This is a genomic window from Buchnera aphidicola (Rhopalosiphum padi) (assembly GCF_005080845.1).
In the GTDB taxonomy this organism is placed as follows: Bacteria; Pseudomonadota; Gammaproteobacteria; order Enterobacterales; family Enterobacteriaceae; genus Buchnera; species Buchnera aphidicola_AO.
Genome location: NZ_CP034858.1, coordinates 554,178 through 577,523 on the forward strand (window position 1 = coordinate 554,178; position 23,346 = coordinate 577,523).

At 28.5% G+C, this 23,346-nt stretch carries 36 protein-coding genes; 2 read left to right on the forward strand and 34 right to left on the reverse strand.

Annotated elements, in window-relative coordinates:
- Positions 1-5: 5 nt before the first annotated feature.
- From rplO to fkpA, 29 genes are all read right to left on the reverse strand, one after another.
- A complete protein-coding gene (rplO, locus tag D9V76_RS02595) occupies positions 6-440 on the reverse strand; it encodes a 50S ribosomal protein L15 (RefSeq protein WP_158337513.1) in 435 nt (144 codons plus the stop codon).
- A gap of 4 nt (positions 441-444) precedes the next feature.
- Positions 445-624, reverse strand: a complete 180-nt coding sequence (gene rpmD / locus D9V76_RS02600; RefSeq protein ID WP_158337515.1) for a 50S ribosomal protein L30 — start codon at positions 622-624, stop codon at positions 445-447.
- Between the two features lie 8 nt (positions 625-632).
- Positions 633-1,136 carry a 30S ribosomal protein S5 gene (gene rpsE / locus D9V76_RS02605; RefSeq protein WP_158337517.1) on the reverse strand — a complete coding sequence of 168 codons (504 nt, stop codon included), beginning with the start codon at positions 1,134-1,136 and terminating at the stop codon, positions 633-635.
- Positions 1,137-1,150: 14 nt separating this feature from the next.
- Positions 1,151-1,516 carry a 50S ribosomal protein L18 gene (rplR, locus tag D9V76_RS02610; RefSeq protein WP_158337519.1) on the reverse strand — a complete coding sequence of 122 codons (366 nt, stop codon included), beginning with the start codon at positions 1,514-1,516 and terminating at the stop codon, positions 1,151-1,153.
- A gap of 1 nt (position 1,517) precedes the next feature.
- Positions 1,518-2,054 carry a 50S ribosomal protein L6 gene (gene rplF, locus D9V76_RS02615; protein ID WP_158337521.1) on the reverse strand — a complete coding sequence of 179 codons (537 nt, stop codon included), beginning with the start codon at positions 2,052-2,054 and terminating at the stop codon, positions 1,518-1,520.
- 10 nt (positions 2,055-2,064) lie between these two features.
- The gene (gene rpsH / locus D9V76_RS02620; RefSeq protein WP_158337523.1) at positions 2,065-2,457 is read right to left on the reverse strand and encodes a 30S ribosomal protein S8; all 393 of its coding nucleotides are present in this window, start codon (positions 2,455-2,457) and stop codon (positions 2,065-2,067) included.
- Positions 2,458-2,487: 30 nt separating this feature from the next.
- Positions 2,488-2,793 carry a 30S ribosomal protein S14 gene (gene rpsN, locus D9V76_RS02625; protein WP_158337525.1) on the reverse strand — a complete coding sequence of 102 codons (306 nt, stop codon included), beginning with the start codon at positions 2,791-2,793 and terminating at the stop codon, positions 2,488-2,490.
- 17 nt (positions 2,794-2,810) lie between these two features.
- The gene (gene rplE / locus D9V76_RS02630) at positions 2,811-3,350 is read right to left on the reverse strand and encodes a 50S ribosomal protein L5 (protein WP_158337527.1); all 540 of its coding nucleotides are present in this window, start codon (positions 3,348-3,350) and stop codon (positions 2,811-2,813) included.
- Between the two features lie 15 nt (positions 3,351-3,365).
- Entirely contained in the window at positions 3,366-3,680 is a 315-nt protein-coding gene (gene rplX / locus D9V76_RS02635) for a 50S ribosomal protein L24 (protein WP_158337529.1), read from the reverse strand.
- A 26-nt stretch (positions 3,681-3,706) separates the two neighbouring features.
- Positions 3,707-4,075, reverse strand: a complete 369-nt coding sequence (gene rplN / locus D9V76_RS02640; protein WP_158337531.1) for a 50S ribosomal protein L14 — start codon at positions 4,073-4,075, stop codon at positions 3,707-3,709.
- 129 nt (positions 4,076-4,204) lie between these two features.
- A complete protein-coding gene (gene rpsQ, locus D9V76_RS02645) occupies positions 4,205-4,459 on the reverse strand; it encodes a 30S ribosomal protein S17 (protein ID WP_158337533.1) in 255 nt (84 codons plus the stop codon).
- The gene (gene rpmC, locus D9V76_RS02650) at positions 4,456-4,653 is read right to left on the reverse strand and encodes a 50S ribosomal protein L29 (protein ID WP_158337535.1); all 198 of its coding nucleotides are present in this window, start codon (positions 4,651-4,653) and stop codon (positions 4,456-4,458) included. The genes rpsQ and rpmC overlap by 4 nt, the downstream gene beginning before the upstream one ends.
- Positions 4,653-5,063, reverse strand: a complete 411-nt coding sequence (rplP, locus tag D9V76_RS02655) for a 50S ribosomal protein L16 (protein WP_158337537.1) — start codon at positions 5,061-5,063, stop codon at positions 4,653-4,655. Before rplP ends, rpmC begins: the two co-directional genes overlap by 1 nt.
- Before the next feature lie 12 nt (positions 5,064-5,075).
- A complete protein-coding gene (rpsC, locus tag D9V76_RS02660; protein WP_158337539.1) occupies positions 5,076-5,777 on the reverse strand; it encodes a 30S ribosomal protein S3 in 702 nt (233 codons plus the stop codon).
- A 19-nt stretch (positions 5,778-5,796) separates the two neighbouring features.
- Positions 5,797-6,129: a 50S ribosomal protein L22 gene (gene rplV, locus D9V76_RS02665; protein ID WP_158337541.1), complete on the reverse strand. Its 333-nt coding sequence runs from the start codon at positions 6,127-6,129 to the stop codon at positions 5,797-5,799.
- A gap of 19 nt (positions 6,130-6,148) precedes the next feature.
- Positions 6,149-6,427 carry a 30S ribosomal protein S19 gene (gene rpsS / locus D9V76_RS02670; RefSeq protein ID WP_158337543.1) on the reverse strand — a complete coding sequence of 93 codons (279 nt, stop codon included), beginning with the start codon at positions 6,425-6,427 and terminating at the stop codon, positions 6,149-6,151.
- Between the two features lie 16 nt (positions 6,428-6,443).
- Positions 6,444-7,265 carry a 50S ribosomal protein L2 gene (gene rplB, locus D9V76_RS02675; RefSeq protein ID WP_158337545.1) on the reverse strand — a complete coding sequence of 274 codons (822 nt, stop codon included), beginning with the start codon at positions 7,263-7,265 and terminating at the stop codon, positions 6,444-6,446.
- Positions 7,266-7,280: 15 nt separating this feature from the next.
- Positions 7,281-7,583, reverse strand: a complete 303-nt coding sequence (rplW, locus tag D9V76_RS02680) for a 50S ribosomal protein L23 (protein ID WP_158337548.1) — start codon at positions 7,581-7,583, stop codon at positions 7,281-7,283.
- Positions 7,580-8,185 carry a 50S ribosomal protein L4 gene (gene rplD, locus D9V76_RS02685; RefSeq protein WP_158337550.1) on the reverse strand — a complete coding sequence of 202 codons (606 nt, stop codon included), beginning with the start codon at positions 8,183-8,185 and terminating at the stop codon, positions 7,580-7,582. The genes rplW and rplD overlap by 4 nt, the downstream gene beginning before the upstream one ends.
- A gap of 17 nt (positions 8,186-8,202) precedes the next feature.
- Positions 8,203-8,832 carry a 50S ribosomal protein L3 gene (gene rplC / locus D9V76_RS02690; protein ID WP_158337552.1) on the reverse strand — a complete coding sequence of 210 codons (630 nt, stop codon included), beginning with the start codon at positions 8,830-8,832 and terminating at the stop codon, positions 8,203-8,205.
- 36 nt (positions 8,833-8,868) lie between these two features.
- Positions 8,869-9,180, reverse strand: coding sequence for a 30S ribosomal protein S10 (rpsJ, locus tag D9V76_RS02695; RefSeq protein ID WP_011054015.1), 312 nt, complete (start codon positions 9,178-9,180; stop codon positions 8,869-8,871).
- A gap of 279 nt (positions 9,181-9,459) precedes the next feature.
- The gene (gene tuf, locus D9V76_RS02700) at positions 9,460-10,644 is read right to left on the reverse strand and encodes an elongation factor Tu (protein WP_158337554.1); all 1,185 of its coding nucleotides are present in this window, start codon (positions 10,642-10,644) and stop codon (positions 9,460-9,462) included.
- A 58-nt stretch (positions 10,645-10,702) separates the two neighbouring features.
- Positions 10,703-12,811, reverse strand: a complete 2,109-nt coding sequence (gene fusA / locus D9V76_RS02705; protein WP_158337556.1) for an elongation factor G — start codon at positions 12,809-12,811, stop codon at positions 10,703-10,705.
- A gap of 101 nt (positions 12,812-12,912) precedes the next feature.
- Positions 12,913-13,383 (reverse strand): 30S ribosomal protein S7, encoded by a 471-nt coding sequence (rpsG, locus tag D9V76_RS02710; protein WP_158337558.1) that lies wholly within the window; start codon positions 13,381-13,383, stop codon positions 12,913-12,915.
- Between the two features lie 57 nt (positions 13,384-13,440).
- A complete protein-coding gene (gene rpsL, locus D9V76_RS02715; protein WP_158337560.1) occupies positions 13,441-13,815 on the reverse strand; it encodes a 30S ribosomal protein S12 in 375 nt (124 codons plus the stop codon).
- A gap of 127 nt (positions 13,816-13,942) precedes the next feature.
- Complete coding sequence (gene tusB / locus D9V76_RS02720) at positions 13,943-14,230, reverse strand: sulfurtransferase complex subunit TusB (RefSeq protein WP_158337562.1); 288 nt, start codon at positions 14,228-14,230, stop codon at positions 13,943-13,945.
- An 11-nt stretch (positions 14,231-14,241) separates the two neighbouring features.
- Complete coding sequence (gene tusC / locus D9V76_RS02725; protein WP_158337564.1) at positions 14,242-14,601, reverse strand: sulfurtransferase complex subunit TusC; 360 nt, start codon at positions 14,599-14,601, stop codon at positions 14,242-14,244.
- Between the two features lie 18 nt (positions 14,602-14,619).
- Positions 14,620-15,006: a sulfurtransferase complex subunit TusD gene (gene tusD / locus D9V76_RS02730; protein ID WP_158337566.1), complete on the reverse strand. Its 387-nt coding sequence runs from the start codon at positions 15,004-15,006 to the stop codon at positions 14,620-14,622.
- A 79-nt stretch (positions 15,007-15,085) separates the two neighbouring features.
- Positions 15,086-15,844 carry an FKBP-type peptidyl-prolyl cis-trans isomerase gene (fkpA, locus tag D9V76_RS02735; RefSeq protein WP_158337568.1) on the reverse strand — a complete coding sequence of 253 codons (759 nt, stop codon included), beginning with the start codon at positions 15,842-15,844 and terminating at the stop codon, positions 15,086-15,088.
- Between the two features lie 140 nt (positions 15,845-15,984).
- On the opposite strand from fkpA, the gene D9V76_RS02740 reads away from it, so the two are divergent.
- The gene (locus D9V76_RS02740; protein ID WP_158337570.1) at positions 15,985-16,185 is read left to right on the forward strand and encodes a hypothetical protein; all 201 of its coding nucleotides are present in this window, start codon (positions 15,985-15,987) and stop codon (positions 16,183-16,185) included.
- Between the two features lie 81 nt (positions 16,186-16,266).
- Here the strand turns inward: D9V76_RS02740 and D9V76_RS02745 are convergent, their stop codons facing one another.
- Positions 16,267-17,481: an aspartate aminotransferase family protein gene (locus tag D9V76_RS02745; protein WP_158337572.1), complete on the reverse strand. Its 1,215-nt coding sequence runs from the start codon at positions 17,479-17,481 to the stop codon at positions 16,267-16,269.
- 265 nt (positions 17,482-17,746) lie between these two features.
- Here D9V76_RS02745 and tsgA point away from each other — a divergent pair, with 265 nt between their 5' ends.
- Positions 17,747-18,910 carry an MFS transporter TsgA gene (gene tsgA, locus D9V76_RS02750; protein ID WP_158337574.1) on the forward strand — a complete coding sequence of 388 codons (1,164 nt, stop codon included), beginning with the start codon at positions 17,747-17,749 and terminating at the stop codon, positions 18,908-18,910.
- 75 nt (positions 18,911-18,985) lie between these two features.
- On the opposite strand, the gene trpS is transcribed toward tsgA, so the two are convergent.
- The 4 genes from trpS to aroK form a co-directional block, all read right to left on the reverse strand.
- Positions 18,986-19,996, reverse strand: a complete 1,011-nt coding sequence (trpS, locus tag D9V76_RS02755; RefSeq protein ID WP_158337576.1) for a tryptophan--tRNA ligase — start codon at positions 19,994-19,996, stop codon at positions 18,986-18,988.
- A gap of 29 nt (positions 19,997-20,025) precedes the next feature.
- Entirely contained in the window at positions 20,026-20,712 is a 687-nt protein-coding gene (gene rpe, locus D9V76_RS02760; RefSeq protein WP_158337578.1) for a ribulose-phosphate 3-epimerase, read from the reverse strand.
- Positions 20,713-21,335: 623 nt separating this feature from the next.
- Positions 21,336-22,418: a 3-dehydroquinate synthase gene (gene aroB, locus D9V76_RS02765; RefSeq protein ID WP_158337580.1), complete on the reverse strand. Its 1,083-nt coding sequence runs from the start codon at positions 22,416-22,418 to the stop codon at positions 21,336-21,338.
- A 41-nt stretch (positions 22,419-22,459) separates the two neighbouring features.
- Entirely contained in the window at positions 22,460-22,981 is a 522-nt protein-coding gene (gene aroK, locus D9V76_RS02770) for a shikimate kinase AroK (protein WP_158337582.1), read from the reverse strand.
- Positions 22,982-23,346 lie beyond the last annotated feature (365 nt).

Here is a 23,346-nt window from a genome sequence, read left to right on the forward strand (position 1 = left end):
ACCGCTTATCCTTCAATTTTACCGCCATAGTTTTCAATTGCAAGACGAGCACCTCGAGTTACACGTAAGCCGTGTAATGTTAAAGGAACTTCTAATTTTCCTGAAAGAATGATTTTTACATATTTAATGTTTTTATTAATAATTTTTTCTTTTTTTAAAACTCTTAAATCAATGATACTAGTAGATAAATTTGATATATCTGATAAACGAACTTCTGTTGTGATATTCTTTTTACGGGAATTAAATCCAAATTTAGGAAGTCTTCTATAAAGAGGCATTTGACCTCCTTCAAAACCACGATTTACATGACCTCCAGATCTAGATTTTTGACCTTTATGACCTCGACCTGAAGTTTTTCCAAAACCAGAACCAATACCACGACCTAATCTTTTGTGGTTTTTTCGAGCTCCTAAAGCTGGAGAAAGAGTATTCAAACGCATCTTATTATTCCTCTTTTATTTTTAAAATATAAGATATTTTTTTTATCATACCTCTAATAGCAGGAGTATCTTGACGTATTACACTATGCCCAATATGACGCAAACCGAGTCCTAATAATGTTTTTTTATGCTTAGGTATTCGTCCTATTGAACTTTTAGTTTGAGTTATTTTGATTGTTTTCATTAAAAAATTTATCCTATTATATCTTCAATAGATTTATTTCTTTTAGCAGCTATCATTTCTGGAGATTTCATGTTAGTTAAACCATTCATAGTAGCACGAACTACATTAATAGGATTCGTTGAACCATAAGTTTTAGCTAATACATTATGCACACCGGCCACTTCTAATACTGCACGCATAGCTCCACCTGCAATTATCCCCGTTCCATCTGAAGCTGGCTTCATAAAAACATTAGATCCAGTATGTGAGCCTTTTAATGAATGTTGTAAAGTTTTATTTACTAATGGTATAGTGATCATATTTCGTCTAGCTTTTTCCATAGCTTTTTGAATTGCAGCTGGAACCTCACGAGCTTTTCCATAACCAAAACCAACGCGCCCTTCTCCGTTCCCAACAACTGTTAAAGCAGTAAATGAAAATATACGACCACCTTTCACTGTTTTTGAAACACGATTTACAGTAATTAACTTTTCTTGTAATTCACTATTATTTTTTTTTTCGATGTTAGCCATTCTATATTTTCACCCTAAAACTTTAATCCAAAATTACGTGCAGAATCTGCTAATTTTTTTACGCGTCCGTGATATTTAAATCCAGATCGATCAAAAGAAACATTGGATATCCCTTTTGATAAAGCTCTTTCAGCAATGATTTTACCAATAATTTCTGCAGCTTTTTTGTTTCCAGTATGTTGTAAATCTAATTTAATGTTTTTCTCTAAAGTCGAAGCAAAAGCTAAAACTTCTGATTTGGAAGAAATTATTTGAGCATACATATGACGAGAAGTTCGATGTACAACTAAACGCATCGCACCTAATGATTTCATTTTACAACGTGCTTTAACAGATCGACGTATACGAGAAATTATTTTTTTATTTCTATGAAATATCATTTTATTTTTTCTTCGCCTCTTTTATACGAACAATTTCATTTGAATATCTAATTCCTTTTCCTTTATAAGGTTCAGGTCTACGATAAGATCTTAAATTAGCAGCTATTTGACCAACTAATTGCTTATCTACTCCTTTGATAATAATCTCTGTTGGAGATGGGTTTTCTGCTTCAATATAAGGAGGCAAAGAATAAACAATAGGATGAGAATAACCTAATGACATATTAATAATATTGCCTTTTGTTATTGAAACACGATATCCTACTCCAGAAAATTGCAATTTTTTACTAAATTTCCTTGAAACTCCTATAATCATTGAATTTACAAGAGCCCTTGAAGTTCCTGCTTGAGCCCAAGCATCAGAAAAACCTGAACGTACTGAAAAAGTTATTTTATCATTTAAATATTCCATCTTAACTGAATCATGAATAGTACGTAAGAGATGACCATATTTTCCTTTAATAGATATTGATTGTAAATTTAATTCAATTTTTATATCTTCAGGAATTAAGATTGGACGTTTAGCAACACGAGACATTTTTCCTCCATTAAGCTACATAACATATAATTTCACCACCAAGACCAAGTCGACGTGCTGAACGGTCTGTCATAATTCCCTTAGAAGTAGAAATTATTGCTATTCCTAAACCTGCCATTACTTTAGGTAAATTATTCTTTTTTTTATATATTCTTAAACTAGGTCTACTAACACGTTGAATTGTCTCTATTACAGACTTTCCTTTAAAATACTTTAAAATAACTTCTATCTCTAATTTATTATTACCTTGAATATTAAAATTTTTAATGTAACCTTCTTGTTTTAATAATTTAATGATAGAACTTTTTAATTTAGAACAAGGAATTTTAACAGAATACTTATTCGCTGATTGACCATTTCGAATTCGAGTGAGCATATCTGCGACTGGATCTTGCATACTCATTTTTAAACTACTCCAAAATTTATAAAAAAATTACCAACTAGCTTTTTTTAAACCAGGAATTTCACCCTTCATAGCTGCTTCTCTAACTTTAATACGACTAAGTCCAAATTTTCGGAGAAAAGCATGTGGACGACCAGTTTGACGGCATCTATTTCTCTGACGAGATGGACTTGAATCTCGTGGAAACACTTGTAATTTAAGAACTGCATCCCAACGCTCTTCTTCTGACAATTTAACATTAGTAATAATATTTTTTAATGCAACACGTTGTGCGTAAAATTTATTAGCTAATTTTACACGTTTAATTTCACGTGCTTTCATTGATTCTTTAGCCATTGAATAACCCTATTAATTTACTTACGAAAAGGGAAGTTAAAAGAAGATAATAACAAACGAGCTTCATGATTAGACTTTGCAGTAGTAGTAATAGTAATATCTAAACCACGAACACGATCAATTTTATCGTAATCAATTTCAGGAAAAATAATTTGTTCTCGTATTCCTAAACTATAATTTCCGTTTCCATCAAAAGCATTTATCGACAAACCTCTAAAATCTCGAATACGCGGAATAGCAATAACAATTAAACGCTCAAAAAAATCCCATTTTCTTTTTTTACGTAAAGTTACTTTGCAACCAATAGGATAACCTTGACGAATTTTAAAACCAGCTACGGATTTTCGAGCTTTGGTGATAAGAGGTTTCTGTCCAGAAATTGCGGTCAAATCTAAAACAGCATTATCTAGTGCTTTTTTATCAGAAGAAGCAGCACCTACTCCCATGTTTAAAGTAATTTTATCAATTTTAGGAACTTGCATAACAGAACTATAATTTAATTCCATCATAAGTTTTTTAATTATTTTTGATTTATAATAATCATAAAATGTAGCCATTAAATTACTCCAAAACTATTTAATCGTTTTTCTATTAGATTTAAAAAAACGAACTTTTTTTCCTTCTTCAAATCTAAAACCAATTCGATCAGATTTGCTTAATTCGGGATTGAAAATAGCAATATTTGATATGTGAATAGGTGCTTCTTTTTCAAGAATACCACCATTTTTATTTTGAGAAGGAAGTGGTTTTTGATGTTTTTTAATTAAATTTAAACCATTAATAATAGCTTTATTTGAAGATAAAATATTTTTAATAATACCTTTTTTTCCTTTATCTTTTCCTGTCAAAATAATAATTTCATCATTACGACGTAATTTTAATGCCATTTTTTATTCCTTAAAAAAATTTTATGTTATAAGACCTCAGGAGCCAAGGAAATAATTTTCATAAATTTTTCAGTTCTAAGTTCACGAGTCACTGGTCCAAAAATACGAGTACCAACAGGTTGTTCATTGTTATTTAAAACAACACAAGCATTATTATCAAAACGAATAATCGAACCATCAGGTCGTCTTACTCCTTTTTTTGTTCTAACAACCACAGCTTTTAATACCTCTCCTTTTTTTACTTTTCCACGAGGTATTGCTTCTTTAATTGTAATTTTAATTATATCACCAACACGAGCATATCGACGACGGGAACCACCGAGTACTTTAATGCACATAGCCGAACGAGCACCAGAATTATCAGCTACGTTTAAAATAGTTTGTTCTTGAATCATTTTTATAAAATTCCGAATAATTATAGTAATTTGATTAAAAAAAAGTTTAAAATATTATAACATCAGTTATCTTGAATGAATAGAAAACATGAGCAGACCTAAGTTTGTTCATGTTTTTAAAAATAATTTTTAAAAAATATTCTTTTCAATAATTCTAACTAAAACCCAAGACTTAGTTTTAGAAATGGGTCTAGATTCACGAATTTCTATTAAATCACCAAGAGAACATTCATTTTTTTCATCATGGATATGTAATTTTGTTGTTTTTTTAACAAATTTTCCGTAAATTGGATGTTTTACAAAACGTTCAATTGCAACAACAGCAGATTTGTTCATCTTATTGCTTGTAACACGACCTTGTAAAGTGCTGATTTTTTCTTTCATTTTGCACATTCCTTTTCCGTTAATAACATCTTTACCTGTGCAATATTTCTTCTAACTTTACGCAATAAATGTGGTTGCTTTAATTTTCCAGATGCAGATTGCATACGAAGATTAAATTGTTCTCTTAATAATTGTAAGAGTTCTACATTAAGATCTTGGTGATTTTTTTTGCGCAATTTTAGTATTTCCTTCATTACATCACCATTTTAGTTACAAAAGTAGTTTTAATAGGTAATTTTGCTGCCGCTAATTTGAATGCTTCACGTGATTCTTCTTCAGAAACTCCATCCATTTCATAAAGAATTTTACCCGGTTGAATTAAAGCAACCCAATATTCAACATTACCTTTTCCTTTACCCATTCTTACTTCTAATGGTTTTTGAGTTATAGGTTTATCAGGAAAAACACGTATCCAAATTTTGCCTTGCCTTTTAATACAGCGAGTTATAGCTCTACGTGCAGATTCAATTTGTCGAGCTGTTAAACGTCCTCGATCAATTGCTTTTAATCCAAACATACCAAAACTAACATTAGCACCAATAGCAAGTCCACGATTGCGACCTTTATGCATTTTACGAAATTTAGTACGTTTTGGTTGCAACATTAATATGTTCTCCTACTTACGATTTTTGCGATGTTGCTTTTTTATTTGAACAGAAGGTTTTTCTAATTTTTCAACAGTTGACATTCCACCCAATATTTCTCCTTTAAAAATCCATACTTTTACACCTATTACACCATATGTTGTATGTGCTTCTGAAATGCTATAATCAATGTCTGCACGAAGAGTATGTAATGGAACTCGTCCTTCTCTATACCATTCTCTTCGGGCGATTTCAGCACCTCCTAATCGACCACTAACTTCTACCTTAATACCTTTTGCACCTTGTCTCATGGCATTTTGGACAGATCTTTTCATAGCACGTCGAAACATGACTCGTCTTTCTAATTGAGAGGTAATACTCTCGGAAATAAGTTTAGCATCTAACTCCGGTTTACGAACTTCAGAAATATTTATCTGAGCTGGTACACCAGTAATTCTTGCGATTTTAATCCTAAGTTTTTCTACATCTTCCCCTTTTTTTCCTATTACAATACCTGGTCTAGCTGTATAAATGGTAACACGAATACTTTTAGCTGGTCTTTCAATAATAATTCGAGAAACTGATGCTTTTATTAATTTTTTCATCAAAAATTGACGAACTTTATAATCACTGTCTAAATGATCAGCAAAATCTTTAGTATTCGCAAACCATACAGAATTCCATTTTTTTATTATACCTAGTCGCATACCATTAGGATGTACTTTTTGACCCATTTACCTCTTCTCCAAAATGTTAACGATCAGACACAATTACAGTAATATGACTAGTACGTTTTAAAATACGATCTGCACGTCCTTTAGCACGTGGCATCATTCTTTTCATAGTTGAACCTTCGTCAACAAATATATTTTTTATTCGTAATTGATCTACATCTAAACCGTTATTATGTTCAGCATTTGCTATGGCCGATTCCAAAACTTTTTTTACTAAAACAGCAGCTTTTTTATTATTAAAATTTAAAATGTTTAGTGCTTTAGGGACTTTTTTACCACGAATCAAATCTGCTATTAAACGAACTTTTTGAGCAGAACAACGGGCTTGACGATGTTGAGCTAAAGTTTCCATTTGTTCCTCATTTTTTTATCTAACGTTTTTTTACTTTTTTATCGGCAACGTGTCCTCTATAAGTCCGAGTTAAAGAAAATTCACCTAATTTATGACCAACCATTTCTTCAGTAATAAAAATTGGAATATGATGACGTCCATTATGAACAGATATTGTTAAACCCACCATATTCGGAAAAACTGTTGAACGTCTAGACCATGTTTTTAAAGGTTTCTTATCATTCATCTTTACTGCTTTTTCTACTTTTTTTAACAGACTGACATCGATGAAAGGACCTTTTTTAAGAGAACGTGGCATAAATGATCCTCTAAAGTTATTTATGACGATGACGCAAAATAAATTTTTCAGTACGCTTGTTTTTCCGGGTTTTCTTACCTTTAGTTTGAAGTCCCCATGGTGTTACTGGATGTTTTCCAAAATTTCTTCCTTCACCACCTCCATGAGGATGATCAACTGGATTCATAGCTGTACCTCGAACAGTTGGTCGAATTCCCATCCAACGTGAAGCACCTGCTTTTCCTAAAACTTTCAACATATGTTCAGAATTTCCAACTTCACCAATCGTAGCTCTACAATTAGCCTCTGTTTTTCTCATTTCACCTGATCTTAATCTTAAGGTGGCATAATCTTTGTCACATGCAACTAATTGTACATAACTTCCAGCAGAGCGAGCTATTTGACCTCCCTTTCCTGGTTTCATTTCTACATTATGAATAAACGAACCAACTGGGATATTTTTTATAGGCAAAGCATTTCCTATTTTAATAGGAATATTTATACCAGATAAAATAGTATCACCTACTTTTAAATTTTTAGGTGCTAAAATATAATCTCTTTTTCCATCTTTATACAATATTAATGCAATATTAGATGAACGATTAGGATCATATTCAAATCGTTCTACAGATGCCTCTATATTATCTTTATTTCTTTTAAAATCTATTATTCGATATGCTCTCTTATGTCCTCCACCAATGTGACGAGTTGTAATTCTACCGTTATTATTTCGTCCTCCAGTTTTACTTTTTTTTGATAAAAGGAAAGAATATGGCTTTCCTTTATACAGTTCTTTATTTACAACTTTAATAACGTGGCGACGACCGGGAGATGTCGGTTTGCATTTCACAATTGCCATTGTTTTCTCCTCCGACTACTCTATGTTACCCATAAAATCTAAGTTTTGACCTTTTTTGACTTTAATATAAGCTTTTTTCCAATCGCTTCGATGAATAACACGATTAGATTGACGCTTTTTTTTACCTTTAACATATACTGTTTTTACGCTATCAACTTCTATATTAAATAAATTTTGTACTGCAAATTTAATTTCATTTTTAGTTGCATTTCTAGAAACTTTTAAAACGACAGTATTAAATTTTTCCATAGATATAGACGATTTTTCAGATATATGTGGAGAAAGTAATATCTTAAGCAAACGTTCTTCAGAAATCATGAAAGTATTTCCTCTACCTTCTTTAATGCTTCAACAGTAATTATAATATGCTCAAAAGCAATTAAACTAACTGGATCCATAGAACATACATCTTTTACATCAACTGAATATAAATTTCTAGAAGCAAGAAATAAATTATTTTCTATCTCTTTAGTTAAAATAAGAACATTATTTAAATTTATTTCTTTCAATTTTTTGACTAAAAGATTTGTTTTAGGTAAATTTAACGAGAATTTTTCAAATATAATTAATCTTTTTTGACGTATTAATTCAGAAAAAATACTTTTTAGCGCACCACGATACATTTTTTTATTAATTTTCTGAGAATGTTCTTGTGGTTTTGAAGCAAATGTTACTCCTCCTGACCGCCAGATAGGACTTCTAAAAGAACCTGCACGTGCGCGACCAGTACCTTTTTGACGCCATGGTTTTCTACCTGATCCAGAAACATCAGCACGACTTTTTTGAGCTCGTGTACCTTGACGAGTAGAAGCTGAATAGGCAACAACTACTTGATGAATTAGAGCTTCATTAAAATCTCGACCAAAAATAATTTCAGAAACACTAAGAAGGCTTGGCACGTCTTTAATCACTAATTCCATGCTTAACTCCTTATTCCTCAAATCTTAACAGCTGGTTTAACGATAAGATCACTACCGGTAGGTCCTGGAACAGCACCTTTTACTAAAAGTAAGTTACGATTTTGGTCAATATTTACTATGTTTAAATTTTGCACTGTAACACGATTATTACCTAAGTGCCCTGCCATTTTTTTTCCTTTAAATACTCTACCTGGAGTTTGATTTTGACCGATAGAACCTGGCACTCTATGAGATAAAGAATTTCCATGACTTGCATCTTGAGTCCGAAAATTCCAACGTTTTACAGTACCAGAAAAGCCTTTTCCTTTAGAAATACCTGTAACATCTACTTTCTTAACATCATTAAAAATATTAATTTTTATACTTTGACCTATTTGAAAGTTTTCATTGCTATTAATTCTAAATTCCCATAAACCACGACCAGGAATTACACCTGATTTTAAAAAGTGACCTGACTCTGGTTTTTTAAGCCTATTTAATTTTTTTAGACCAGTTGTTACTTGAATGGCACAATATTTATCAGTTTTAATATTCTTTATTTGTGTTATTCGATTTTCTTGTATTTCAATTACTGTAACAGGAATTGAACTTCCTTCCTTAGTAAAAATACGAGTCATACCGAGTTTTTTGCCAACTAAACCAATCATTTTTCAAACCCTTTTTAATCATATATACACATTTGATTAACCCAGGCTGATTTGAACATCTACACCAGCAGCAAGATCCAGACGCATAAGCGCATCAACAGTTTTTTCAGTAGGTTCCACTATATCGATTAATCGCTTGTGTGTACGAATTTCGTATTGATCACGTGCATCTTTATTTACATGTGGAGAAATTAAAATAGTAAAGCGTTCTTTACGAGTTGGTAAGGGAATTGGTCCGCGAACTTGCGCACCAGTTCTTTTAGCTGTCTCAACAATTTCAGCAGTTGATTGATCAATCAATCTATGATCAAAAGCTTTTAAACGAATACGAATTCTTTGGTTCTGCATTAGACCAGAACTCCAATTTTATTTTAAAAATAAAAATTTTATCCTATCTCTATATATATTTTTTAGAGATCAGATGAAATTAATTGCTCTTATATAACTCCTATATTAGGAGTATTGTAGGGTTTTTAGAATATAAATATATAAAAATTTATTTTTTTAAAAATATTTTATTTCACAAATATCCATCCAAAATTTATGATATGTTTAATTACAATCAATCAAGAAAAGAGCATTTTATACTCTTTTCTTAATAAATTCAACTAAGTACAGTATAAAAAATTAAACTAAAACTTTAGAAACGACACCGGCTCCAACAGTACGACCACCTTCTCGTATAGCAAATCGTAAACCATCTGTCATAGCGATTGGATGAATTAAAGTAACAGTCATTTTAATATTATCTCCTGGCATGACCATCTCTACTCCTTCAGGTAACTCAATAGAACCTGTTACATCAGTAGTTCGAAAATAAAACTGAGGACGATATCCCTTAAAAAATGGAGTATGACGCCCACCTTCTTCTTTGGATAAAACATAGACTTCAGACTCAAATGTTGTATGTGGATGAATACTACCTGGTTTTGCTAAAACTTGACCTCTTTCAATTTCATCTCGTTTTGTACCACGAAGCAGAACACCTACATTTTCTCCAGCACGACCTTCATCTAATAATTTCCTAAACATTTCAACGCCTGTACAAGTCGTTTTAGTTGTTTTTTTAATGCCTACAATTTCTACTTCTTCTCCGACTTTAATAATACCTTTTTCAACTCTTCCAGTAACAACAGTTCCTCTTCCTGATATAGAAAAAACATCTTCTATAGGCAATAAAAACGGTTGATCAATCGCTCTTTTTGGTTCTGGAATATAAGTATCTAAAAATTTAGATAAATCAAGTATTTTTGATTCCCATTCCGAATCACCTTCTAAAGCTTTAAGAGCAGAACCACGAATAATAGGAGTATCATCTCCAGGAAAATCATACTGTGTCAATAAATCACGAACTTCCATTTCTACTAATTCTAGTAATTCTTCATCATCTACCATATCACATTTATTTAAAAAAACAATAATATAAGGAACTCCAACTTGTCTACCAAGTAAAATGTGTTCTCGAGTTTGAGGCATTGGTCCATCAGTAGCAGCCACGACTAAAATTGCACCATCCATTTGAGCTGCACCAGTAATCATATTTTTTATATAATCAGCATGACCAGGACAATCTACATGTGCATAATGCCTAAATTCAGTATCATATTCTACATGAGAAGTATTAATGGTAATACCTCTTGCTTTTTCTTCTGGAGCATTATCTATTTGATCAAAAGCACGAGCGGAACCTCCATATTTTTTTGATAAGACAGTGGTAATTGCTGCAGTTAATGTTGTTTTTCCATGATCCACGTGACCTATAGTTCCTACGTTTATATGAGGTTTTAAACGTTGAAATTTTTCTTTTGACATTATTATACCCTTTTAAATTTAAAATTTTATCAAAAATTATTTTATAGAAAAATTTTTTCTATCTCTCTCTTTTTTTGATTATTAATTCAGAAATAACAGATGGTGCTTCTACATATTTTAAAAACTCCATGGAATAAGAAGCTCTACCTTGAGTTTGAGAACGTAAATCAGTAGCATAACCAAACATTTCAGACAAAGGAACACATGCATTAATAATTTTACCCATTTCTAAATCTTTCATTCCTTCAATAATTCCTCTTCGACGATTTAAATCACCAATTACATCTCCCATATAATCATCTGGTGTTTCTACTTCTACTTTCATAATAGGTTCTAATAAAATTGGTTTTGCTTGTTTAAATCCGTTTTTAAACGCTAAAGAAGCTGCTAATTTAAAAGCTAATTCTGAAGAATCAACATCATGATATGAACCAAAATATAGTCGTACTCCTATATCTACAACAGGATATCCGGCTAAAGGCCCATATTTTAACTGTTCTTGAATCCCTTTATCAATTGCTGAAATATATTCACTAGGTATTACACCTCCTTTTATGTCATTAACAAATAAATACCCCTTACCTCCTGGTTCTAATGGAAATAATTCTATAACAACATGACCATACTGACCTCTTCCACCAGATTGTTTGATGTGTTTTCCTTCAATATCTGTGACTTTATTCAGAATAGTTTCACGATATGCAACTTGTGGTTTTCCAACATTAGCATCAACACTGAATTCTCGTTTCATTCGATCAACAATTATTTCTAAATGTAATTCTCCCATTCCAGAAATGATTGTTTGATTAGATTCTTGATCTGTTCGAACTCTAAAAGAAGGATCTTCTTTTGCTAATCTAGCTAATGATAAACCCATTTTTTCCTGATCAGCCTTTGTTTTAGGTTCGACAGAAATAGATATCACGGGTTCTGGGAATTCCATTCGTTCTAAAATAATAGGTTCATTTAAATCACATAATGTATCACCAGTAGTTACATCTTTTAAACCAATAGCTGCCGCTATGTCTCCTGCATACACTTCTTTTATTTCTTCTCTCTTATTTGCATGCATTTGAACAATCCTACCAAATCTTTCACGTTGAGATTTAACAGAATTAAAAACAGTATCTCCAGATTTTACTATTCCTGAATATACACGAAAAAACGTTAAGTTTCCTACAAACGGATCACTAGCAATTTTAAATGCTAACGCTGAAAATGGGGCTTCATCATTTGATGATCTTACGGAAACAGTGCTGACTTGATCATTTAAAATCCCCTTAATATCTTGAATGTCGTTAGGAGCAGGCAAATATTCAATTATCGCATCTAATAAGGCTTGTACTCCCTTGTTTTTAAAGGCAGAACCACAGGTAATCAGTGTAATTTCATTATTTAAAGATCGTTTTCGTAACTCTGATTTTATTTCTTGTTCAGATAATGTAATCCCACTTAAATATTTTTCCATTAAGTCTTCGTTAGATTCAACAGCTGCCTCAATTAAATTTTGATTCCATTTTTCAGATAATTCAACCATATCAGATGGAATTTCATCATAAGTAAAAGTTATTCCTTGATCGACATCTTTCCATTTAATGGCTTTCATTTTTATTAAATCTATCACTCCTTTAAAATTTTCTTCTGATCCAATAGCCAATTGAAGTGGTACAGGATTACCTCCTAATCGTGTTTTAATTTGTTTTACTGCTCTTAAAAAATTAGCCCCCATACGATCCATTTTATTTATGAAAGCTATACGAGGAACATTATATTTATTTGCTTGTCGCCATACAGTTTCTGATTGAGGTTGTACACCTCCCACTGCACAATAAACCATGACAGCACCGTCTAATACACGCATTGAACGTTCAACTTCTATGGTAAAATCAACGTGTCCAGGTGTATCAATAATATTAATTCTGTGAGGTCTAAATTGTTTGGCCATACCACTCCAAAATGCAGTAGTAGCAGCAGATGTTATAGTAATTCCTCTTTCTTGTTCTTGTTCCATCCAATCCATAGTAGCAGCACCATCATGAACTTCACCAATTTTATGATTAATGCCAGTATAAAATAAAATTCTTTCAGTGGTAGTAGTCTTCCCTGCATCTATATGGGCACTGATACCAATATTACGATATTGAGAAATAGGTGTTGTACGAGACATAATTGTTTTCTCATCTTTAGGTTTTTAAAAGTTATCACCGTATGAGCAAAATAAAACAATTGCCCCAATGTTATATAAATTAGAAAATATTTTAAAAATAATTACCAACGATAATGAGCAAAAGCTTTATTTGCTTCAGCCATGCGATGTACTTCTTCTCTTTTTTTAACAGATGTTCCTTTATTTTCAACGGCATCATAAAGTTCATTAGATAAACGTAACGCCATAGATTTATCCCCTCTTTTCCGAGCAGAATCTACAATCCATCTCATTGCTAATGCATTACGACGAACTGGTCGAACTTCGACAGGTACTTGATATGTTGAACCACCAACACGACGAGATTTTACTTCTACTGTTGGACGTACATTTTCTAAAGCAATTTCAAATGCTTCTAATTCTTTTTTATCTGTTCGTTTAGATAAATTTTTTAATGCAGTATAAACAATTACTTCTGCAATAGATTTTTTACCATCTACCATTAAAATATTAATAAATTTAGCTAACAATTCTGAGGAAAATTTTGGATCCGGTAAAATTTTACGAGTACTAATAATACGACGACGAGGCATCAAAAACACTCCATTAAATTAAATAAAAAATTTGTTTATTCTCTAAATTAAATATAATTAAACTTTTGCTTTTTTTACACCATATTTAGAGCGCCCCTTTTTTCGTTCTTTAACACCAGCACAATCTAGAGAACCTCTAACAATATGATATCGAACTCCAGGCAAATCTTTTACTCGACCACCACGTATTAAAATTACAGAATGTTCTTGTAGATTATGCCCTTCTCCACCAATATAAGCAGTAACTTCAAAACCATTTGTTAATCTTACACGACAAACTTTTCGTAATGCTGAATTAGGTTTTTTAGGAGTAGTTGTATAAACTCGAGTGCAGACACCTCTTTTTTGAGGACTACTTTCTAAAGCAGGAACGTTCGTTTTAACTGTTTTTCGTAAACGAGGTTTACGGACCAATTGATTTACCGTGGCCATATATAAACTCCTTATTAATAATTAATACTACGAGCAATATTAAGATAATATAAAAAAATTGAGGTCATATTATATCATGTAGAATTTTAGGATTGGATATATAAACAAAAGAATAAATAAGTATATTTTACCAACTCATTTGTTTTTTGTTTTTAAGTGTTAAAGTGACAAAATGTATATAACTAATTAAAATGAAATCACTAGAAATATTTTTATGAATTCCCCTAGCGTAAACATCTTCTTTTATGACATATAAATTTGCTGAAGAAAAAATGATATTTTTTAGAAAAATATTGTCAATTAATGCAATTAAAACCCCATCTTGTAAAGCTAAAAAATCATCTGTTTTTTTTAACATACTTGAAAAAAGAGAAACGTTAGTTTCAAAAGGGGATTTCATTAAAGTATGCAGCATATTTATGTACCTTAAAAATTAATAATTGCATCATGATCGTCTAATTTTAGACGAAAAAAATATGAACTTAATATATTTACTTTTAATATAAATTGATTAGGAAAATTTAATCCTCTATCAATCAATGAAGATTTGCAACAATAAAAATTTTTAATACCATATATAGGTAATATACGAAAAGAAGATGTATAATTGCGTGCTAAAATATTTTCGGATTTATAACTTTTTAAAATCTGTAAAACTCCATCTCCAATAAAAAATAAACTAATTTTTTCTATAATTAAAGAAACACCCAAAACAGCATCTAATCCTTCTCTACCAAAACTAGTCCCATGCGGTGCATGAGAAAAAACAAAAGCAATTTTTTTCATTGAAATAAACATATTATATTAAAATTGTATTATACGATCAGAAATTTTTATAGAGTTTGCTAATTCTACCAATCCGCTCGACTCAAAAAAAGAAGAAAAATTACCTTTTTTAGTTTTTATATTTAATTTTTTTTGATCTTCTATTATTCCTCGTCTTAAAGCAGCACTAACACAAACATATAGTTTTACCTTATTTTTTTGATTTAATTCTTGCCATGCTGAAAGTAAATCAAATTCATCGACAGCTGGTTTATTCAAACTATTAGCATTAAGAACTCCATCACAGTAAAAAAAAACACTATTTAATGTATGAGACATCTTTATTAATGATTGGCAAAATAGGAAGGCTGTACTGGCATTCTGTGTTCCATAAGCAGAACCTGTAACTAAAACTGTATAATTCATGTTAAAATATCTTGTTTCAAAATGAATATTATTTGTATAATGAATTTAATATCTATAAATAATAAAGAAAAAAACAATATTAGATGTTTTTTACATCTAATAATTCTATTTCAAAAATTAAAATAGAATTTGCTGGAATTCCGTTAATTGTATTATTTCCGTATCCTAAATTTGGAGGTATAATTAATTTAATTTTACCACTTTTTTTAATATACTTTAAACCTTCTTGCCAACCTAATATAACATCTTTTAACATTAGTGTTATAGGTTTTCCTCGTTTATAAGAACTATCAAATTCCATACCGTTAATCAACGATCCTTTATAATGAACCGTAATTTCTGTATTTTTTGTTTTTATTTCTTCACCTTCACCTGATTTTTCAACAATATATAAAAGACCACTTGGTGTTTTATTTACTCCTTTCATTTCAGAAAAATTTTTCATATATAGTTTTCCTTGAATTAAATTTTCTTTTTCACTTTTTTCAAATTGAATTTTTGCTATATTTTTTAAATTTTCTTCTAATTTTTGAAGAATAATAGAAATTTCTTCATGTGATAGTTTTAAATTGCCTGAAATAGCGTCTTGAACTCCTAATAAAATATTATACTTGTCTAGTTTTATTCCCATTTTCTTTTGTCTTTCAAAAGATTCGTTTACATAATTACCTAAAGATACTCCTAAAGAGTATCCTATTTTCTCATTATCATTTTTAAAGAATTCTTTCTTTTCTGAATAAGATTGAATTTTAAAGAAAGGTAGGTTTTCTGAAAATGATTTTGGAATAAAAAAAATTAAATATAACAATAAAATTCTTTTTAATAGAAAAAAAATCATTTATTACTCCAAAAAAAAATGCAAAAAATAATAAATTTATTTTATTTTTAAAAAATTTTATATTAAATTCATATTTTTTAATATAAAATTATTTAATTATTATAATTTTACATATTAAAAATTAAAAAAAAATTTTAACAATGAATAAAAAAAAACATATTTTACGAAAAATTTTAGATACTCAAAAAAAAGATATTAATGAAATTAAAGAAGCTATATTGCTATATCAAATGGAAATAATAAATATTCAAAAAAAAATGCAAGAACTATCAAAGAAATTAAATTATATAACACTATGTGTTAATCGTTTATCAAAAATTCAACTACCACCACATTATTAAACATATTAAAAAATTAAAAAATATAAATTTTTTTCACTATTTTATTAATTTTAAAAATACAGCTTTATAAAACCGTGTTTTCTACAAACATTTTTCTAGAGCACGATAAAAACGCTTCATACCTTCAACAATATCACGTTTACTAATAATTAATGAAGGAGCTAATCGAATAACATTTTTACCTGCAGTTAAAACAATGACACCTTCTAAAAATAAAGAATTTAAAATATCATATATTTTTTCAGAAAACTCTGGTCTTAATACAATACCAATAAGCAACCCTTTTCCTCGTATTTCTGTGAATAATTCAAAACGTTTATTAATAAAATGTAATTCAGAAATAATTTTTTCTGATTTTTTTTCTACACCTGATAAAATTTTTTTTGTATTAACAATGTCAATAACAGATTCTGCAACAGAACAAGCAAGAGGGTTTCCTCCATATGTAGTACCATGAATACCAGGTTTCATTACAGATGCAATTTGATTTGTTGTTAACATTGCACTTATTGGAAAACCACCACCTAACGACTTTGCAATAGTTAAAATATCAGGTTGTACTTCATAATATTCATATGAATATAACTTACCAGTTCTACCTATTCCAGTTTGGATTTCATCAAAAATTAAAAGTGCATTATATTTACAACAAAGATCTCTAACTTCTTTAACAAAAGAAACATCTGCTGGTATAATTCCTCCTTCCCCCTGAATAAGTTCCATAACTACAGCAGAAGTATTTTCATCAATCATATCTTTAACAGTATCAATTTTATTAAATTTAGCATGCATAATTGCTGGAGGTTTTGGTCCAAAAAAATCAGAATATTTTGATTGTCCACCTACAGAAACAGTAAAAAAAGTTCGTCCATGAAATGAATTATAAAAAGATATAATTTTATTTTTTTTTGAATTATATATTTTAGATGAATAATAACGAGCTAATTTAAACGCTGCTTCATTTGCTTCAGCACCTGAATTCGCAAAAAAAACACGAGATGCAAAACTCGATGAAATTAATTTATCGGCTAAACGTAAAGCTGGTTCATTTGTAAAAACATTACTAATATGCCATAATTTTTTACTTTGTTGATTTAAAACTTTATTTAATACGGGATGACAATGACCTAACGATGTCACCGCAATTCCACCTGAAAAATCAATATATTCCTTTCCTTTTTGATCCCAAATACGACTACCTTTTCCTTTAACTGGAATAAAAAATGCTGGATTATAAACAGGTAAAATTAATTGATTAAAACTATCTCGCGTAATTAATTTTATTTTTTTTATCATTAATTTTCCTAAAACATATTTGCTAAAATAATAAAACATTTTACAGCTAAAACAGATAAACTGATAAAATTAAAATATACATTATATTTTATTAAATTTAAACTTATTTTATTAACAAACTTAAAAACATCAAAACAAATTTTATTAAAGTAAAAAACTATTTTACATTTTAACATCTTGATACAATAATTTTAATAATTACCAATAAGATATTTTAAATAAAACATCTTAAAATTTTAATTTTTATAATAAAAAAGGTAAAAAAATGAAAAATATCAACCAAATAAAACTTACATGGATTAGTTTTTTTTCATACGCTTTCACAGGTGCGTTAATTGTTGTTACTGGAATGATAATGGGGGATATTGCCAATTATTTTAGTTTATCTGTATCACAAATGAGTAATATTTTTACTTTTTTAAATGCAGGTATTTTAATATCAATTTTTTTAAATTCTTGGCTAATGGATATTATATCAATAAAAAAACAATTGATATTTGGTTTTTTATTTTCAATATTAGCTATAATAGGTATAGTATTCTCAAGTAATATACTTGTGTTTTCTATAAACATATTTATACTTGGTTTAGTCAGTGGAATAACTATGTCACTTGGTACTTTCATTATTACGTATTTATATTCAGGTGAAAAAAGAGGATCAAAATTGTTAATTACTGATTCTTTTTTTAGCATGTCTGGAATGATATTTCCGATTATTTCCGCATACCTATTAGAAAAAAATTTTTTATGGTATTGGATTTATGTATTTATAGGAATTATTTATTTCCTTATTTTTATTTTAACAATAAAATCACAATTTCCAATATTAGAAGAAAAAACAAAAAATCACGATAATATTAAAAAATTTAATATAAATATAATTTTATTATCTATTTCAGCTTTGTTATATATTTTAGGACAATTAAGTTTTATTTCTTGGGTTCCACAATATGCTACTGAAATCATAAATATCAATATCAAAAAAACTGGTACTTTAGTAAGTAATTTTTGGATGGCATATATGATTGGTATGTGGTGTTTTAGTTTTATAATTAAATTTTTTAATTTACAACGTATGTTTATTTTTTTAACAGGTGTTTCTTCAATACTTATGTACTGTTTTATTTATAGTAAAAGTTACTCCGCACTAAAATATACCATTATTAGTTTAGGGTTTTTTTCTAGTGCAATTTACACTATTATTATAACATTAGCATCATTAGAAACTAAAAAACCATCTGCGAAATTGATTAATTTAATTTTATTTTTTGGAACCATTGGAACACTATTAACATTTGTCATCACTAGTCCAATTGTTGCAAAAAAAGGATTATATGCAACTTTAATTTTTTCAAATATATTGTATGGAATAGTTTTTTTACTATCTTTTGTGATTTTGAGTAGTAGTAAAAATAAATACTATTTTTAAAAACTATTATCATTAAATAGTTATATTTTTTTAAATAAACTAGAATAAATAATGACTTCTGGTTTATTTAAATAACTAATCTAGACCTATAGCAGAAGATACACGTTTTAAAAATTTTTCAGATTTTAATCTCGCTTTAATTGCTCCTTCTTTAGCTATTTTTTTTAAATAAGATTCGTCGTTTCGATAATCTAAGTAAGATTTTTGCAATTTATATAAAAATTTAGATACATTGTCAAAAATAATATTTTTAAATTCACTGTACATTATGCCGTCTAATTCTTTTTCCAAGATAGAAATGTTTTTGTTTGTAATAGCAGAAAGAATTTCTAATAAATTTGAAATACCTGGTTTTTTTTTTATATCATAGTATATTTTAGGTGGTGTTTCTGAATCTGTAACAGCGTTTTTTATTTTTAAAAAAACTGATGAAATATCTTCTAATAAAAAAATTACATTATTTTTAATAGTATCTGATTTAGACATTTTTTTTGTAGGATCTAATAAAGACATAATTTTAGATCCATTTTTAGTAATTAATGAATCAGGTAAGGTAAATATGTCTCCATATAAAAGATTAAAACGATTAGCAATATTACGAGTTAATTCTAAATGCTGTTTCTGATCTTTTCCTACTGGTACTAAATTCGTTTGATATAATAAAATATCTGATGACATTAATAGAGGATAATTAAATAATCCAATATTTATATTTTCAACACAATTTTCTTCTATTTTTCTTTTATTTTTAAATTGTGTCATTCTAGATAATTCACCAAATTGGCTAAAACAACTTAAAATCCAATGTAATTGACTATGTTGATAAACATGTGACTGAATAAAAATAATACTTTTTGTCGGATTCACTCCACAGGCTAAATATAATGCTAATGTATCTAATACTGATTTTTTTAAAAAAAAATTTTTATTTAATGTAGTTAAAGAATGTAAGTCAGCAATACAGTATAAACATTCATAATTATCTTGAAATGAAGACCAATGACGCATTGTTCCTATATAGTTTCCAATACTTAAATTACCTGAAGGTTGTACAGCACTGAATAATATTGGTTTAGAGTTAATCATATTAAATGATCCTAAGGTATATAAAAATATCAATGAATAGAAGTTGAATAAACATGTTTTAATTCTTCACGTATCTTTTTTATGATAATATCATAATTAGAATATCCAAAAAGTCCTGAACCAATCACAAAAACATTAGCTCCTGAAAAAGCTATCTCAGAAATGTTTTCTAATTTAACTCCTCCATCAACTTCTAGAAGAATGTTAGATGAATTTAACTCAATTTTTTTGCGAACTTCACGTAATTTTTTGAATGAAGATGGTAAAAATGATTGATTACCAAAACCAGGATTTACTGACATTAATAAAATTAAATCTAATTTTTCCATTACATAATCAAGAAAATTAAGAGAAGTGGCCGGATTAAAAGCTAAACCTGCTTTACATCCGCACTCCTTAATTAAATTTAAAGTACGATCAATATGATCTGTCGCCTCTGGATGAAAAGTAATAAAATCTGCTCCAGCTTCAGCAAATTGAGGAATTAAATTATCTACTGGTTTTACCATCAAGTGTACATCAATAGGTACAGTAATGTTATAATTTCGTAAAGCTTTTAAAATCATAGGACCCATTGTTAAATTTGGAACATAATGATTATCCATTACATCAAAATGTATCCAATCACTACCTGCATCTATAACTTTTTTTGCATCTTCTCCTAAACGAGCGAAATCAGCAGATAAAATTGAAGGCGCTAAAAAAAACTTTTTCATCTTAGTCATCCCATATTTGATTGAAATAATTTTATAAAAAATAGACAAAACAAATTTTAAATAAAAAAAATTATTAGTTAATTTTAATATTTCTTTTATTTTTCATAATAAAAATTAAAAAAATATAATAATATTATTGACATTTTTTTTGCATGAAAAACGCATTGATTGACGATATTTTAATTAAATATTAAACAGGGAATATATTTTTTAAGACATACTAAATTTTTATATTTAGTAAGAAGTAAAGTTATTAATACAATATTTTATAAAATTTTTTTTAATATTAAAAGTTAGTTTGATAAAAAAATAATACTCTAATTATTATCAAAAAAACTTTTAAAAAAATGTATATTAAATTTAATTAAGTTAAACTTTTAAATAAAAATTATTTTCATCTATCAACATTTATTTTTTTAAATATTAATAAAAAACTGAAAAATTAAATTTAATCTGTACAAAAGAAAACATTTTTAAAAAAGAATATAGTTTAGAAGAAAAATTGTAATATGTAATTAAACTTCAAAACTATATAAAATGAAAAACCTAAATTTTTATTTTAAAAAAAAACTTATAAAGTTATAATTATAATAAATAATTTTTAATCCCAAATATTAAAAATTTTATTGAGAATCTTTAATTGCACTTAAAATAATATTTTTGTCTATTCCAGAATAAATTTCAGCTTTTCCAATAGAAACCGGAAGAACTAACCTCATTTCTCCAGACATAACTTTTTTATCTCTTATCATATATGGTAAATATGAAGCGGCAGACATATTTTTAGGTGCTTTAATAGGTAATCCTGTTTTTTTTAATAAAGACAATATTCTTTTATAATCTGTTTTTTTTAAACATCCTATTAATTCTGATGTACGAGATGCCATGACCATTCCTACTGAAATTGCTTCACCATGTAACCAATTACCGTAGCCTGCATGAGCTTCAATAGCATGACCATATGTATGCCCAAAATTTAACAATGCTCTAAAATTATTTTCTCTTTCGTCAAGAGAAATTATTTTTGCTTTTAATTCACAACACTTTTTAATACAATAAGACATTAATTCATGATTCAACAATAATAAATTTTCAATATTTTCTTCTAACCAATTAAAAAAATTTGCATCAAAAATAACAGCGTATTTAATAACTTCTGCCATACCAGAAACCAATTCATTATACGGAAGAGTTTTTAAAAAATCGATATCAATAATAACAGAAGAAGGTTGCCAAAACGAGCCTACCATGTTTTTACCAAGCAAATGATTGACTCCGGTTTTTCCACCAACAGAAGCATCTACTTGAGACAAAAGAGTAGTCGGAATTTGAATAAATCGTACACCTCTCTGGTAAATAGATGCCGAAAATCCAGTTAGATCACCTATTACTCCTCCACCTAATGCAATCAAAGTTGTATCACGGGAATGTTTTTTTTCTAATAGAGCAGAAATTATTACTTCCATTTCATTTAATGTCTTAAATTGTTCTCCATCTGAAAGAATAACTTGATCTATTTTTATGCCGGATTTTCTTAAATGAAAGAATACCTTATCTTTAAAAAGATTAGCTAATGTTTTATTTGTGATTAACATAGCTTGGTTTCCAGGATTTAAAGGCCAAAAGATATTATCTTCCTGAATAATACCAGATCCGATATTAATCGGATAGCTACGTTTTCCTAAAACAACTTTTAATTGTTCCATAATTTTTTATACTCTATAAGCATTTTATTTAAATAATCTCACTATATTTTTTCTAATAAATGAATAATACTATATGCAACAGATTTAGCACTTTGATTATCAGTTTGAATTTTAAAATCTGCTATTTCTTCATATAATGGATTTCTTTCATGAGCTAAATTTTCTAATACAATACGATTTGAAATGTTAGATTGTAATAATGGTCTTTTTTTATCTCTTTTTGTACGTGATAACTGTTTTTCAACAGTAGTTTCTAAATATATAACAATCCCACGAGCAGATAAAATATTACGATTTTCTTTGAATTTTACTGAACCTCCACCGGTAGCAAGAACAATACCTTGTTTTTTTGTAAGTTCATCAATAATTTTTACTTCTCTTTGACGAAAACCGTTTTCACCTTCAACATCGAAGACCCAACTTATATTAGCTCCAGTACGCTTCTCAATTTCTTGATCAGAATCAAAAAATTCCATATTAAGTTGTTGAGACAACTGACGACCAATAGTACTTTTACCAGCTCCCATAGGTCCAATTAAAAAAATATTTCGTTTTTCTGCCATATTTTTATTACTAAGATAATTCGTTAATAACAGTAATGCTTAGCAAATTTTGCTAGCAAGACATAAAAAACGCTAAAAATAGAATAAACTAAATTTTATATAAATATTCTAAATTAACGACAATTATATATTTAAAAATAGGAATATTATTGGTTTTTCATTAAAAAATATGATCCTTGTATGAAAAAAGAATTGTTTAAAAAAATTTTTTATTATTTTAAATAATTTCTTATAATACTTTTATCAGAAAAATTGAAACATAATACATGTTTTAAAAACTTATTTTTAAAATTTTTATGTGATAAAATTTTTTTTAAAGTAAAACTATTATTCTATCAGAGTAAACCTTATTTTTTCCATAATTT